This window comes from Candidatus Gracilibacteria bacterium, from assembly GCA_041660965.1.
Lineage (GTDB): Bacteria > Patescibacteriota > Gracilibacteria > BD1-5 > JAGOOR01 > JAGOOR01.
On record JBAZVH010000001.1, the window covers coordinates 390,600 to 405,495 of the forward strand.

Annotated in this window: 14 protein-coding genes; 6 read left to right on the plus strand and 8 right to left on the minus strand. The window is 41.4% G+C overall.

Annotated features, from left to right (window positions below; all coding sequences use genetic code 25):
- Position 1: 1 nt before the first annotated feature.
- From rplW to rplC, 3 genes are read right to left on the minus strand one after another with little or no spacing between them, the layout of a single operon-like run.
- On the minus strand, positions 2-301 hold the full coding sequence (gene rplW / locus WC753_02035) for a 50S ribosomal protein L23 (GenBank protein ID MFA6080240.1): 300 nt from the start codon (positions 299-301) through the stop codon (positions 2-4).
- Positions 302-305: 4 nt separating this feature from the next.
- Complete coding sequence (gene rplD, locus WC753_02040) at positions 306-905, minus strand: 50S ribosomal protein L4 (protein MFA6080241.1); 600 nt, start codon at positions 903-905, stop codon at positions 306-308.
- A gap of 11 nt (positions 906-916) precedes the next feature.
- Positions 917-1,471 carry a 50S ribosomal protein L3 gene (gene rplC / locus WC753_02045; protein MFA6080242.1) on the minus strand — a complete coding sequence of 185 codons (555 nt, stop codon included), beginning with the start codon at positions 1,469-1,471 and terminating at the stop codon, positions 917-919.
- 333 nt (positions 1,472-1,804) lie between these two features.
- Between rplC and WC753_02050 the strand changes: the two genes are divergently transcribed.
- The gene (locus tag WC753_02050) at positions 1,805-2,827 is read left to right on the plus strand and encodes a GNAT family N-acetyltransferase (protein MFA6080243.1); all 1,023 of its coding nucleotides are present in this window, start codon (positions 1,805-1,807) and stop codon (positions 2,825-2,827) included.
- A 94-nt stretch (positions 2,828-2,921) separates the two neighbouring features.
- Here the strand turns inward: WC753_02050 and WC753_02055 are convergent, their stop codons facing one another.
- Positions 2,922-3,323, minus strand: coding sequence for a hypothetical protein (locus WC753_02055; protein MFA6080244.1), 402 nt, complete (start codon positions 3,321-3,323; stop codon positions 2,922-2,924).
- A 136-nt stretch (positions 3,324-3,459) separates the two neighbouring features.
- On the opposite strand from WC753_02055, the gene WC753_02060 reads away from it, so the two are divergent.
- Both WC753_02060 and WC753_02065 read left to right on the plus strand, forming a co-directional pair.
- Positions 3,460-4,698 carry a hypothetical protein gene (locus WC753_02060; GenBank protein MFA6080245.1) on the plus strand — a complete coding sequence of 413 codons (1,239 nt, stop codon included), beginning with the start codon at positions 3,460-3,462 and terminating at the stop codon, positions 4,696-4,698.
- Between the two features lie 9 nt (positions 4,699-4,707).
- Entirely contained in the window at positions 4,708-5,991 is a 1,284-nt protein-coding gene (locus WC753_02065; protein MFA6080246.1) for a hypothetical protein, read from the plus strand.
- Here the strand turns inward: WC753_02065 and WC753_02070 are convergent.
- Entirely contained in the window at positions 5,969-7,108 is a 1,140-nt protein-coding gene (locus WC753_02070) for a hypothetical protein (GenBank protein ID MFA6080247.1), read from the minus strand. The two genes, WC753_02065 and WC753_02070, sit on opposite strands and share 23 nt — an antisense overlap.
- 385 nt (positions 7,109-7,493) lie before the next feature.
- On the opposite strand from WC753_02070, the gene WC753_02075 reads away from it, so the two are divergent.
- A complete protein-coding gene (locus WC753_02075) occupies positions 7,494-8,468 on the plus strand; it encodes a methionine adenosyltransferase domain-containing protein (GenBank protein ID MFA6080248.1) in 975 nt (324 codons plus the stop codon).
- A gap of 65 nt (positions 8,469-8,533) precedes the next feature.
- Positions 8,534-9,844 carry a hypothetical protein gene (locus tag WC753_02080; protein ID MFA6080249.1) on the plus strand — a complete coding sequence of 437 codons (1,311 nt, stop codon included), beginning with the start codon at positions 8,534-8,536 and terminating at the stop codon, positions 9,842-9,844.
- Positions 9,845-9,849: 5 nt separating this feature from the next.
- On the opposite strand, the gene WC753_02085 is transcribed toward WC753_02080, so the two are convergent.
- The 3 genes from WC753_02085 to WC753_02095 all read right to left on the minus strand — a co-directional run bounded on the left by WC753_02085 (position 9,850) and on the right by WC753_02095 (position 14,432).
- Positions 9,850-11,769 (minus strand): ABC transporter ATP-binding protein, encoded by a 1,920-nt coding sequence (locus WC753_02085; protein ID MFA6080250.1) that lies wholly within the window; start codon positions 11,767-11,769, stop codon positions 9,850-9,852.
- 331 nt (positions 11,770-12,100) lie between these two features.
- Positions 12,101-13,594: a glutamate--tRNA ligase gene (gltX, locus tag WC753_02090; GenBank protein ID MFA6080251.1), complete on the minus strand. Its 1,494-nt coding sequence runs from the start codon at positions 13,592-13,594 to the stop codon at positions 12,101-12,103.
- A 178-nt stretch (positions 13,595-13,772) separates the two neighbouring features.
- Entirely contained in the window at positions 13,773-14,432 is a 660-nt protein-coding gene (locus tag WC753_02095; GenBank protein ID MFA6080252.1) for a hypothetical protein, read from the minus strand.
- A 188-nt stretch (positions 14,433-14,620) separates the two neighbouring features.
- Here WC753_02095 and rpsT point away from each other — a divergent pair, with 188 nt between their 5' ends.
- Positions 14,621-14,893, plus strand: coding sequence for a 30S ribosomal protein S20 (gene rpsT, locus WC753_02100; protein MFA6080253.1), 273 nt, complete (start codon positions 14,621-14,623; stop codon positions 14,891-14,893).
- Positions 14,894-14,896: the final 3 nt, after the last annotated feature.

Genomic DNA, 14,896 nt, shown 5'->3' on the forward strand with positions numbered 1-14,896 from the left:
ATTATTGGTCTTTTGGAGTATGAAGTTTCGCCAATTGCGTTACAGGACTTTCGAGGCGAACGTATGCTTTCTTGAAGGAAGCACGCCTGCGAATAGTGCCCTTTTTGGCATTTTTAGTTTTGAGATAGTTACGAGCCATCTGCACAGAGACGACTGTTTTATTGTAAAGAGCGTGAAATGCACGCTTGACATCGATTTTTGTCGCATTTTCAGCTACACGAAACGTGTAGACTTTCCCCATCTCGAGCATACGAGATTTATGAGAATCGACAGAACCGAGGATGACACTATATATATCCATAAAATTATGATGAGAAATGAGTAGGAAGCGTATCGAGAGCTGCTTGCGTGAAGACACAGAAATCATATTTCAATACTTCAGCTGGGCTCAAGTGTGTCACGACATCGACGTGAGAATTTGCGAGATTTTTGATACCACGATTCTTGAGTTTTTCATCAGCTGTGATGACGAAGAGGATAGTTCCTTCAGCAATCAAAGATTTCAAAGCTTCGGCCATTTCAGATGTTTTTTGTGAGAGAGAACCGAGAACACGGATTTGATCAGCAGCTGCCTTGAGAGAAAGCGCTGAAGCGAGTCCGAGACGACGTTCACCAGCATTCATACTGATATGAAAATTCGCATTGCTTCGTGGACCGAAAGCAACTCAACCTCCACGTCGAACGGGAGAACGAGCACTACCGATACGAGATCGACCACCACCCTTTTGTTTTGTGAGTTTGCGAGTTGATCCAGATCGTGAGCTACGACTCTTGGTATGAGCGATAGGAAAACGACCGTTGTTCCCTTGGAGCAGGAGAAGACGGCTCAAGACATCTAAATGCGGGATAGCACTAAAGAATGTAGGACTGAGTGTCGAGAGAGTAGGAGTCGTGATAGTAGTCATATAAAAAGAATCTAGAATACGAGATAAACAAAACCATTGAAGGCACCTGGTACGGCACCACGAACTGCGATAATATTGTGTTCACGATCGATGAGCTCTACTGGGACACTCGCGAGCGTCTTCAGAGCATTGCCATGACGACCGTGCATTCTCTGACCTGGTTTGGTTCGACGTGGCTTACGAGTACCGATAGACCCGAGCGCTCTGTGGAATTTTGATCCATGACCGCCTGGACCTCCGATAAAGTTCCAACGCTTCATAGCACCAGTAAACCCCTTCCCCTTTGAGACAGCCATCAATTTGACCGTAGTAACTCATTCAAGAACAGAGACGTCGACGATATCGCCGACAGCACCTGTTGATTCATTTGTTGGAACCTCTTTCTTCTTTATAGTTTTTCCCTTGGCATTTTTTGCGTTCAAGACGAGAGCATTGTAGCCCTCCTTATCAGACGTTTTGATTTGAGCAATCGTAGTATTCGGTACACGTAAGAGCGTTACAGCAACCATATTGTCGCCGCGTGCGATTTGCGTCATTGAGAGTTTTTGTGCGATGATTCCAGACATAAAAGAAAAAGCTAGAGCAATCACCTATTTCAAGCGAGAAATCGCATGAAGTGGTATGAGTGCCAGTACTAAAAGTGGTGAGAGTATAAAAAGAAGTTTGGGTTTGTCAAAAGATTTTTCTGGTCTCTTTCACCCTTCCAAAAAATAGCACTTGCAATTCAGCTAAAGATCACCATAATGCTCTCATATGCATACAGTTTTCTACACATCTTCACGTCGTCGCTCTTCTCTTATGGAGGGCTGCTTTGTGGTGTAGATAAATGATTTAATACTACTCTAAAAAATAGCTCTTCATCTCGAAGGGCTATTTTTTATTTTCTTATTTTTTCTTTTATGCAACTCTTTATAGATGAATATTCTAGATTTCATCAGGGTAAATCGATGATATTTGCCATTCAAGAGAGCCAATATTTGGAGGATCACAAAGCGGATATCGTGGAGGACCTCAATATGCTCGTGAAAATGAAGGTCTCCATCACTCTGGTGCACACCATCCCTCCTGAAAATATTTCCTTGCAACAATATTTCCTCGGTTCTGTCCCCGGAATACATATCATACGTGCTCCAAAGGACCATGATTTCTGTGAAGAAGCGCTCCAGCATGCAGCAGGAAAAGATAAGCTCATCTATCTTACACGAGAAGCTCTCATAGATTGTGATGGGAAAAGAATTAATGCTATCTCTACACAAAAGGTGCACGAAAAATGTTTTCCGACAGAAGCAAATACTGCCCCTTCTTATTGTGATGCTCTCAAGATACAAAGTACTCATGTGCGGAATTGTCTGGAAATGATATGCAAAAAAGTACATCTATGACTTCTGCCCCGAACACACTTTATCCCTTTGCAGGATGACCATGCTATCAAAAATGAGCTCTTTAGTATCGATGGTGTCTGAACCATTATTGAAGATGATTTTTCTGAACCAACTATCACTCCTGCGACGGAAGAAGAAGTGGATATTATTTTTGGAATTTTTGAAATACATAAAAAGGAAAAATATCTCAAACCCCGTTCAAAAGAATATATACGGGAACATTTATCCACATTTTATGTGGCGCATATTGATAAAATACCCGTTGGTTGTGTGGAAATCAAAGAAATTGATCCAACAACCTATGAGCTTGCTGGGCTTGCGGTCATCAAAACATTCCTAAGTCTCAAGATATGATCGAGACTCATAAAACTCGTGGAGAAACATGCTCTCACTGATAAAAAAGATCTGGTCTGTATCACGCCAAATCCAGAACTTCAGAGAAGTCTCACGAAAAATGGATATATAGAAGACTTGACTGGAAAATATAAGTGGCGAGCTGAGCAATCTCCTCGTGCAGTTTTATATGTAAAAAATGGGTAAAAACACCCCCATTTTCAATCTTATTCTTCCGCCCCCCCCTCGCAAGCAAGGGGGAGTTTTAAAAATCCTTTCTTTATTATTTTCTCTTTGTGCTTTAAATAATCGCCTTCCCCTCTCCTCCAAATCGTGTCGCTATCATATCGATGATACTACCATAGACACCACCCGCAACGAGCGTTGCCCAAAATATCGACCATGGTGTCTCAGGAGACATCATAGAACCTGCCGCTAGAGACAGAGAGACAAATACTCAAAGCATAAAACCACGAAAATAGGGAGGAATCCGAAAATCAAAAACTGGATGACGCATATACACTCCCGCAAAAGCTACAACAAGACCAATGGTCCAACGATTGAGAATAATCGTCCACATCAGGGCTGTTCCCCAGATATCAGGAGCCGATGAGCTCGCTAACCACGTACAGATAAGTCCTGCCACGACACCAAGAGGAAGTGCGATCAAAAATCGCTTCTTGCGTGGAGAAAGAGTAGCCATAGAAAATGGGTTAGGAAATAGGTTTTTATTATACCCCTTCTTTTTGCGATGCAAGAATATAAATGCATTCTTCACATTGAAAAAATATTTTTCTAGCTATTGTGTATATACTTTTTATTATTTACTTCTTTTTTCTATGTTTGATATCACTTCATTTGTACGAGAAAAAATCTTTCGCCGTCCAAAGTTGGCTCAAATAGTTGCTGGAGAAGAAGTGACCGAAAAACAAACCACAAAACTAGGATATTTCCTCCTCTACTGTATGTTCGCGGCTATTCTCTCATCAGCCCAATGGACTCTCAGTATTATCAAAGATATTCCGACAGTGCCTGCCAGTGTACCAAATTGTATTGTAAAAGTTCTTGACACGTTTGGCGTCAAACATGACGACTATGAGAATCGTGGATATGATAATTATTATAATAATGATTACAATGATAGTAATGATAAGATGAATTGTCCACTCACGGCGAGTTACCCTCCTTTTGACTTCACAAGAGAATATACTGCTCTCAAAGAGCCATACACGAGCATCCTACAGTATGAAGAAACTATCAGAAAACTGGAATCAGACAAAAGCTCTCTCGAATATACACAAAATACTACCCAAAAAGAGTATGACACAGCACTCACAGAAAAAATAGCTGATGAAGATTCTCAAGTCTACGATACACAAGATGTCAAAACCACACTTCGCGCAAGTCGTGCACAAATAGCTGCCCTTACCACACAGATAGCACAAAATAAAACCTCTCTGCAATCTCTCAGATCACAATACCAATCCCAAGCATTAACCCTAAAAGCAAAAATCGATACAGCCGACCACGACTATCGAACAGCATATCTCCTCTACAAGCTCTACATCGCTCTTCTCTCTTTTGCCTTCTCTCTCAGTATCTTCACGATACTCTATAAAATATATGTGCGACAGAAGATCAAGAATAGTCCTCACACGGTCATTTTTTCTGTGGCAACATTTGCCTATGGACTCGTGGTCATTCAAGTAGCTGGCTTCTTTTGTTGGGACATGATTCCTCATACTATCTTAGAAGCATTGATGGATTTCTTTAGCAATTTCGCGCCTCTTCTCTATCTCGTTCAATTTCTTTGGCCTCTCATCATCGTAACTGTATTCTGATATCTCGTATTCAGGATACAAAAAAGACTCTATTCTCCTCAAAATGTCCTCAAACGATTTATCGCTGATAAGAAATGTCCTCATTGTGGTAATGGTGTCGATATCTCAAAACCTTTTTGTCCTTTGTGTGCTCATGAAATACAAGTACATTGTGGCGTCTGTCATGAATTTACACTCAAAGGGATGCCATACTGTGCACACTGTGGAGCCCCTCTCACACAACCAGAGAAAAAATAATCATTTTTTATGAAATGATTCTCATCTTTTTCTCAGCTCTGACTCTCAAAAGTACTTTCAATACTCTTTTTTATCATACCTCTAGCATATGCATGGTGGTATATCCCGGGTGTATCTGCCACACTTGCAGATGTAGCGCAATTTTTTGGTATTCTCAATTTCGCTGGTTTTGAAAAAATAAAGGTATTCTTCTTTGTCGGACTCGTGATGCTCGCCACGCTCTTTTTCCTCGGAAGCATGCGAGGAACCAAAAAACACCTTGTGATACTGAGCGTCTTTATGGTATGGACCTTTTTCTCCTACATGATCAATAGCGAAGTGAATCCGTATTTCTGGTTTGGAAATATGGAAAAATGGCATGGATGGTATCTCTATCTCTGTCTCCTCATACTCGGGTTCATCCTCTCGACCAATACCCGTCAAGAAAATAAAAAATACCTCACTATCACGCTCGTCTCGTCGAGTTTTGTCTGTCTCTATGCGCTCTTTCAATGGATAGGATGGGACCCTCTCTCAACGTCCTATAGTACTCGACTCGATCTCAGTCGTATCTTCAGTACTCTCGGAAACCCAAATTATCTGGCTGGATATGTCCTGATGCTCCTGCCACTCGTCGGAGAAAGAATATTTTCAGAAACAGAAAAAAAATACCATATTTGGTATGGGATTCTGCTCGCAGTACTTCTCCTGACACTCATCGGTACAAAAAGTCTGATTGGCATCGGCGTACTCGGTGGATACCTGTATTATATCCTGCTCTACAGATATCTCCCCCTAAAACAAACGACACGACACGCTCTTCTTTTTGGTACTCTCGGTATCATCATACTCCTTTTGACTTACCTCATTATCCGATACGGTGACCAAATCCTCGAAATCCAGAGAGTAAAGGGATTTATCGCACGATATTTCCTCTGGGGAACAGGCCTGAAGGCACTTTTTGGTGATATCAGAAATACGCTCTTTGGCTACGGGCCTGATGGATTCTTACCCGTGTCGGAACTTTTTCGTAATTCCAAATTATCTATTTTTGAAGATCCTGCATTTCGTATTGATAGAAGTCATAATGTCTGGATAGATATATTCCTCCATTTTGGCATTCCTCTAGGTGGTTTTATTATCTATTCAATATTTTCTCCGTGGAAAAAACTCCCCATCAGCCACAAAGAGGTGCTCGTGCTTTTTAGTATTTTTTTCTTCTTCAATATTCCCGTGCTCGTACACTTCATAATCCTTTTACAGATACTCACATTCTCTGAAAAAACATTGTCTACACCTCTGCCGAAGGTTTAGTAATGACAGGTGGGGTGTTTTCTGGGATTTCTGCAGCAGGGGCTGGCTCTGTGGGAGATGGTGCCTGTGTTGTTTCAGGAACAAATTCAGTTGTTTTTTCTGGTTGAGTAGTTTCTGGAATTTCTAAAGTAGGAGCTGGCTCTGTAGCAGATAGATCCTCTGTTGTTTCCGGAGGAAATGCTGCAGAAGAATCCTCTCCTGTCGTAACCGGTGCTTCAGTAGGCACCTCCGCTGGCTGAGTGATACTTGGTGAAATACTTTCAGGGGGAGTATCTTTTTGGAGAATTGTAACGGATGGTATTTCAGCCACTCCATAATGAAGGAGAGTGGGTAGAGTGTTATTTTCAAAACCATTTCTCCCATCATTAAACATTACTCGAGAAACCGATATCTCGATACTGCCAACTACAGTTTGATCGACAGAGATAATATGTGCACCGAGTCTATACGTATTTTTGCTCTCCTGCGGTATACTGATAGGGATTCCCCCGCTCATAGTACAATCAAGCGTGATAGTCTCACCGGATTGAGAGGATTCACATGGTGATGGAGCGGCTCCATCTCCGATAAAGAACCACTGATCGATGATGATGCTCGATGATGGCGTGATGCGTACTTGGAATTGGAGAGCATCGAGAAATGTGTCCAGATTTTTCGGAGACGCAATCTCAAAACCAGCGAGTTCTTGATATTCATTCACAGATGGAAGTATCGTGGCCTCACCTGACATTATTCAGAGAGAGATACTTGGTTGTAAGTTGACCTCTCTTTTACAGGTTTCATATTTTTTGATAAAACGAGTATAGATGATGATTTGTCGCTTGAGTACCTTCAGTGCATCTTCTTTTTGTTGTACTTCCCCAGACATAGTCGCTATCATTTGCGCTATCTCAGATTCGAGATTTTTTTGGATAACGAGAGCTCTTTGATAGCGTCTTTTGGTTTGTGCATACAGGGCTGATTTTGATGTGAGGGCTGATTCTGTACAGGTAAAGGAAGAATTGAGTGCGTTCGAAGAAAGTCCATCAAAGAGAGCACTATCTCGGAAGATATATGCTCAGCCGGCAATAACCAATGTGGAAAGCACGAAGATGGCTATTTTTTTAGGACGTGACATAAAAAGAAGAAAAGGGAAAATTTCTACCCTCCTATTAGACCATATTTATATGACAAATGCAAATATTTCCCCTTGAAAAAACGAAAAGTGCATTATAATACTTCTACCTTATCAAGAGCAGGCGAGAGACGAAACTCGATGACCCTGCAGCAAATCGCTTCGCAATAGTACATAGTAACAGTCATAGTACCAGGAAGGAATCTTTCTTTATTATTTCTGCTTTATTCTTTATTATTTCGTAACGTAGTGCTAAAATTTCGAACGATATGGAACTCTTCTGTTCAAATATTTAAAAAACGATAAGGTAATACTTGTCGTTTTAAAAATCAAGCTAACTTTCCTTCTTTTTTCTCTCTTCTTTTTTATTTTTTCTCTTAATTAAGTTATGTTCAAAACTGCCGAATCCGTCTCCCCTGGTCACCCAGATAAAATGTGTGATCAGATCTCTGATGCCTTCCTCGATGCCTGTCTCGCAGAGGATCCACTCTCTCGTGTCGCTATCGAAGTGATGGGTGGGCACGGTATCGTCACGATAACCGGCGAACTCACGACCAATGCGTATGTCGATCCTCAGCCTATCGTCCGCAGAATCTGTGGCGAAGGTGTGGGCGTGATGGCAAATATCGTCAAACAATCGCCAGAAATCGCTCAAGGTGTCGATATGGGTGGTGCTGGTGACCAGGGAATTATGGTCGGGTATGCAACCCGCGAAACGCCTACCTATATGCCACTCGAGTATGAACTCGCAAGACGATTGAACCAATATCTGCACATCCTCCATCCCAATGATGGTAAGACACAAGTCACGATCGATGATGGACAACTCATCGCTGTCGTCGCATCATGGTGTGGTATCGCTCAGAAGAAACTCGAAAAAGAAGTCCACGACTTTCTCAAACATGAAGAACTCCTGAAATCGATGGATATCAGTGCGACGAAGTTTCACATTAACCCAGCAGGAGACTGGCATATCGGTGGATTTACGGCTGACACTGGTCTCACAGGACGCAAGCTGGCTGTCGATAACTACGGACCAGCGATTCCTCTCGGCGGTGGTGCATTCAGTGGAAAAGATCCAACCAAGGTCGATCGCTCAGGAGCCTACAAAGCTCGAGAAATCGCGGTCAAACTCCTCACAGAAAAAGGTGCTGATGAAGTCCTCGTACAAATCGCCTATGCTATCGGCGAACGCCATCCCGTCGCTGCCGTCGCATGGATCGATGGGAAAGCAGAAAACCTCGATATCCTCCGTGATGACCTCACGCCGCAAGGTATCATCACCTCGCTTGACCTCTGTCGCCCAATCTACGAAGAAACCGCTCGCTACGGGCATTTCGGAAGAGGGTATAAGTGGGGGTAAAATATTAGGACTTGCAATTGATTTCTGATAATTATAATGTAATAACTTATTTTATAATTATTTTTATGTCTATAGACATTTTGGCTCGAAGGGAAAATGATCTACCAATAAACGGTCAAGAGGCGGATCGAGAATCGGTATTTGCGACCAGGTTTTCGCTCAGCCAACTTTCTGATGATGGTCCTGCTAGACATTTTAAAGTAAATAATACTGTCTCTGAAACTTGGAATATTGAAAAAGAAGGGGTGCCTCCTTATACCTTAGCGAGAGCTCCATTTGACCCTCAAGTAAATGGCACATTGGGACTCAATGGGCATACACTCTTCACCAATACTTTCACTTCTGATGCAGTACGTCAAATGGCACGTGACACCATGGCTACTGGAACAACTCGTTTCTGTCCTACGATTATCACGAGTGATATTTCAAGTATTGTAGAAGCATTGAATGCTGTAGAAGATATCCCAGAAGTTGAACGAAAAGCGCTCGGTATCGAAGGTGTCCATGTAGAGGGACGATGGATTGATATGGAGAAAAAAGGTATTCACAACCCTGCACATATTGTCGATGAGATGACCAATCAGGAATGTGGCGCATTATGCGTCTACGCTAAAAAAGGAATATTAAAAATTATCACAGTAAGTCCGACAAAAGTCACTCCAGAGCAAATCAGACAACTCACAGCAGCTGGAGCTCTGGTCTCTATCGGACATTCTATTGCTACAACAGAACAGGTGACTGAAGCGATTCACGCAGGAGCAAAACATATTACCCATCTCTGGAATGCTATGTCTGGTACTACTATCAAACATCGAGATGCTGAACCAGGAGTAGTCACCTCTGCTCTCAATGGTCACTGAAGAGCAACTGGATTTCCTCGAGTAGTAGCTGGTATGATTGGAGATGAGTACCATGTTGATGACTCTCCAGCGTTCGTCACATCTTTGACGGCTCTTGGAGCTTTTGGCGATACGCTCGAAGGAGTACGTGTGGATTTGACTACCGATGCAGCGACCTACCCTGGAAATGAGAGTTTTGAATTTGAGTTTTGACCAGGAGGTCAAAAAGTATGGTATGACCATACAACGGGTATGTGTGTAGATTCAGCCACAAAAAAGACTCTTGGAGGTGCTGCTACGACTATGGCGCAATGTATCCAAAGAGTGCATCGTCTCTGAGTCAGTCCTCGAATGGCAATATTCATGGGTTCTGGTGTTATGGACTGACTCCTCAAAAATACTCCTCGTCCAAATGACCATTTAGCAATCTATGATAGCGCAACGCTCGATATTGTTTGATATATTCGTGATGGTGTATTCACACTCCTCGAAGAAAAAGAATTACAAGAATACAAGGAGAAGAATTCTAAAAAATAACTCATCTATACAATATCTTCTTCCTCCTCCCGCACGACCCCTTCCTTCGACAAGCTCAGGTCTTCATCATCACTCTCTTCTTTGACAATTCAGCTCTGCAGATCGACCATGCCAGCATATTTTTTTCAGAGTTTGAGGAGAGACTTGTGCGTGCCTCGTTCGGCGATTTGTCATTTTTCGAGGACGATGATATCGTCAGCACTCTTGACCGTTTGTAATCGGTGGGCTATCACGATAACCGTTCTTCCTGCGAAGAGTCGCTCAAAGGCCTTTGCGACCTTTTGCTCGCTATAACTATCGAGGGCTGCGGTCGGTTCATCGAGGAGGATAATCTCTGGATTTTTAAGGAATATCTTGGCAATTGCAAGACGTTGCTTCTGCCCTCCGCTCAGACGAATTCCCCGTTCTCCTATTTCTGTTTGGAGACCATTTTCGAGTTCGTAGATAAATTGACACTCTGCGAGTTCTATCGCTTCTGCGATTTTTTTATCTCTTTTTATATCCTTTTTTACGGATTCTTCAGGGGAATCAGAAGGTATCAATAAGGATGAGTGAAGAGCATTTTTAGTCTTTTGTATTTTGTCTTTTGTATTTTGTCTTTTGTATTTTTCTGTCGCCATTGAATAGAGCAAGTTTTCCTCAATTGTTCCATCAAAAACAGAGGGGTCCTGCGTGAGATAGCCAATATGTGGATAGTAACTATCGAGACGGATATCCGTGATATCTTGACCGTCCACGAGAAGTTTACCCTCCATAGGACGCATATAGCCAGCCAGGAGCTTCATCAAGGTCGTCTTTCCACCTCAGGAGCGACCAACGAGAGCCGTCTTTTTTCCTCACTGAATGGTACAAGAAAAGTTATCAAGTACCGTGGTGTTATTATGGTAAGAGAATGAAATATTTTGAAGCTCATAGTTTCCATTTTGAAATCGAAATGGTTTACCAGTATCATATCACTGAATCTGAGGCGTCGTATCCATAAAATCCCAGAACTTCTCAATATGAACAAATGATTTTGTAAAATTCTCATAGTATTCTATCGAGTCACGAAGCGTAACCTCAAAAAGTGCGAGCACTGTCAGAAGTCCTACCATATCACTGAGTGCATACGTCCCGCCAAATACCCGCATCCCGAGATAATAATACGCACCAACTATCACACAGGAAAGGAGAGCTTTCGGTGTCTGAAAAAGAAATGATCCCCAAAAAGTTTGCCTTCTGGATAAGTCCCAAGAATAATCAAAAATACCATTCATTTTCTTTATTTCACATTCGATAGAATTATTCTGCAAAATCTCAAATTTTGACATAATCACTTTGGCAAGCAACCCCGTGATTTTGACGTTATTTTCCTTGCGTTGACGACGATAAAAAGAAGTATGTTTATTAAAATATACCACTGTTCCAAATATAAATACAATCATTCCTATACCACTCGCTACAATTCACCAAGGAAGTCATCGTACCATCAATAATCCAAAGAGTATAGTGAATAAAATTCTTGCAATATATGAGATAACACTGAGAAGAAGATTTATCGACTCATCAGTTCCTTTTTGTATAATACTCAGTATCTTCCCTGTCCCCAATGCCTCTACAGTTCATTGCTCCAACTGGATAAACTGTTTGAGAGCTTTGCTGGTAAGATATTTCTCCCAAATGAACTGCTGCTCCACCCAAAAATAATTTCGAAGAATAACACTAGCCACTTGAAAGATAACCATCACAATAGTTGCTCTCATGATAGTATCCAAAAATACTTCCATATCCCGCGCCTCTATGCTATGTACAATTTCTTTGAGAAAATAAGCAAGGGACAACGTGAAACATATCGTCATGCTCGTCGCAAAAAATCGCAAAAAAGTTACAAAAGGATATGTCCGATATGAATCTGTTAGTCGTTTTGTTTTTTGCCAAAAATTCATAGCTCGATTGTAGAAATATTTCCTCGAAATGCAAAGGGAGATGTTTTTATTAAAACATCAACTCTAAAAAATGAAACCCAGAAATGGGGTTTCGGGGGACAAACTGTCTGAGCGGGATGAATGTAGAGAGTATGACGAAAAGAGAAAATAGCGAGTTTTTGTCCCCTGAACAGTTTTCGTACTTTTTCTGCAAAAAGTACAAAAATGAATCGGTAATTTTACCTGGATCCTGAATCAAGTTCAGGATGACGGAATCACGGGGTAGATCCGCCTAGGCGGATGACGGGAACAAATTCCTTAATTTTGTACTTTGTATTCTGTACTTTGTATTCTAGAGCATTTGCAAAACTTTCTCAATTCTCTGTATCGCTTTTTCGAGGCCGAGAATCTCTGTCATCTCAAATGCCCCAGGAGAAAATTCCTTTCCCGTCAGAGCGACACGAAGAGGCCAGAGAATTTGTCCATTTTTCTTCCCAGCTTCTGCGATTTTCGGAAGCATGAGATCTTTTAAAATTTCCCTCACAGGTTTCCCGTCATCCTCGGGCTTGACCCGGGGATCCATCCCCGAGATAATTTCCAACCCAAATTGCAATGCTTCCTTCGCTTGTTCCAGTGTGGTGATATTCATCTTTTCTGAGAGAAGCAGAGCGGTATCGACCGTTGGTTCAGAATAAAAGAAATCTGTCTGAGAAATAAAATCTTCCAGCGTTTCGAGTCGTTTCTGGAGTTCCTGGAGCACGGCTTTATTGTAGTTTTCTTCATGCGTTATCAGCGTATTTTCGAAGAAGTCAGGATGATATTGACGGAGGTAATCCGTAAGACGAATATAGAGTTCATCGATTGGCATCGCGGCAATATATTTCCCATTCATCCATTTGAGTTTCTCGGGATCAAAGATACCATTGGCGATTTGAAGCCCCTCAAGAGAAAATGCTTCCACGAGCTCATCGAGAGAAAAAATTTCTTGTGTTGTTTTACTATTCCAACCAATGAGCGCAATGTAATTCAGAAGTGCTTCCTTGAGGTAGCCCTTTTCGAGAAATTGGCTGACATGGGTATCGCCATTGCGTTTTGAGAGTTTTTTCTTATCAGGTCAGAGGATGACAGAGAGATGATAAAAATCTGGCGCTTCCCAACCAAACATACGATAGAGAAGAACATGTTTTGGTGTACTTGGGAGCCATTCATCACCACGGAACACGTGAGTGATTTTCATCAGGTGATCATCGACGACAGCTGCGAGATGATAGGTCGGAAATCCATCAGTTTTTACGAGTACTTGATCGTCAATATCGGCAGTTGGTACAGAGATTTTTCCTTTGATGCCATCTTGGAAGGTAATGATTTCTCCTTTTGGTATTTTCATACGAATCACATATTTCTCACCAGCGGCAATCTTCGCTTGTGCTTCCTCAAGTGTGATATCCCGATATGGACTACGAAACGGTACCATAATGCCTGCTTCTTCGGATTTTTTCTTGTGTGCCTCCAGTTCTTCTTCTGTAGTGAAACAATAATACGCGTCACCTTGATCAAGAAGTTTCTGCGCATATTCACGATAGAGAGTCAGGCGCTCAGACTGGATATAGGGACCACAGTCTCCGCCTCATCGAATGCTCTCATCAGGATGAATACCGAAAAGTTCAAGCGTGTCGAGAAGTGCGTCACAAGCGCCCTCTACCTCACGAGCTTTATCGGTGTCTTCTATACGCACGAGGAATTGTCCATGATTTTTCCGAGCCCAGATATAGGCAAACAGTGCGGTGCGGAGACCTCCGATATGGAGCTGTCCTGTCGGCGATGGAGCAAAGCGAGTGCGGGTCATATAATTTAAATTATAAATCGAGAGTACATAGTCATAGTAATAGTGACAGGAAGGAATTTTAAAAAATATAATCCGCCCTATGACTATGACTTTTACTATGACTCTTTTCTAAAACCAAGTATAGGGAAATATAGGATTTTTCAAAAAAATCCCTGGATTACTCGAAAAAACAATTTTTTTATTGGGTAAGTGCTTTTTTTACTGCCTCTATTTCATCAGCAAACATCCCATATTTTCCATCTTCTGTTACTCAGTGTTCTTTATGAAGTTTTGGATCAATGGGAACGAGTTTATCTATTTCATCAGATGAAAGAAGAACAATAACCCCATCTGTTTGAAGTTTTCGAATCTCTGGCATGAGCAGAGGGTATCTTTGTTGATTTTCAAATGTTATATCAAATCCCAATGTGATATCAGTTTTTCTCATTTTAGAAGTAGTACCTTCTCTGGTCTTACGAGAACGAGATAAAATACCTTTTCATTCAAGGAGATTCCTCTTTCTTTTACTTTCTACCAGATCACCTCATCCGATGAGGTTCCAGTGAAGTACTTCTTCAATACCCCAATGCATACTCCTATTTGGCCACCTCAAAGTACTTCGCTCTAAAATCTCATAAACCTCTTCACGCACTTCTCGTCATAAACCATTCGACATTGACTCTCTCTTTCGCTTATTTGTACCTTTAAGTCATCCATGCACAGTTACTTGTAGACATCCTGGAAAAGAATCATCTGCGACTCTTTTTTGGAGAATTACATATTTCTTCCCATTAATTTCACAGGTTACAAGAGCGCCAACTGCTCAAGTATATTCGGTATTCTCTGGAAGTTTTGACATAAGTAATAAATTATGAATTGATGTTATTAAATAACTACTTATTGTCAATATTTTTACACTACTAAAATAATGGCTTTGAAAAAAGTCATAAAAACTCCCGAATTCTCTTGACAAAAAAAGCATTTCTATAATATATGCGAACACTGAAGTGCGATACGCGCTTTTCTATTCTTTTATTTTTATTTTCTATGCCGATTCTTCGTTCTGCCCAGAAACAACTTCGACAAAACGAGAAACACCGTTTACGCAACAATCATTTCCGTGATATGTTTCGTGAAGCGCGAGTTCGATTTGAGCGACTTGTAAAAGCGACAGACACTGCAGGAGCTACTGCTGATTTTCCTAAACTCCAAAAAGTCATCGACACACTTTGTAAGAAAAATATTATTCACAAGAATAATGCAGCTCGAAAAAAGTCTCGATTTGCAGGCATGCTTGCCGCTCTCACTCCTAGTAAATAATCC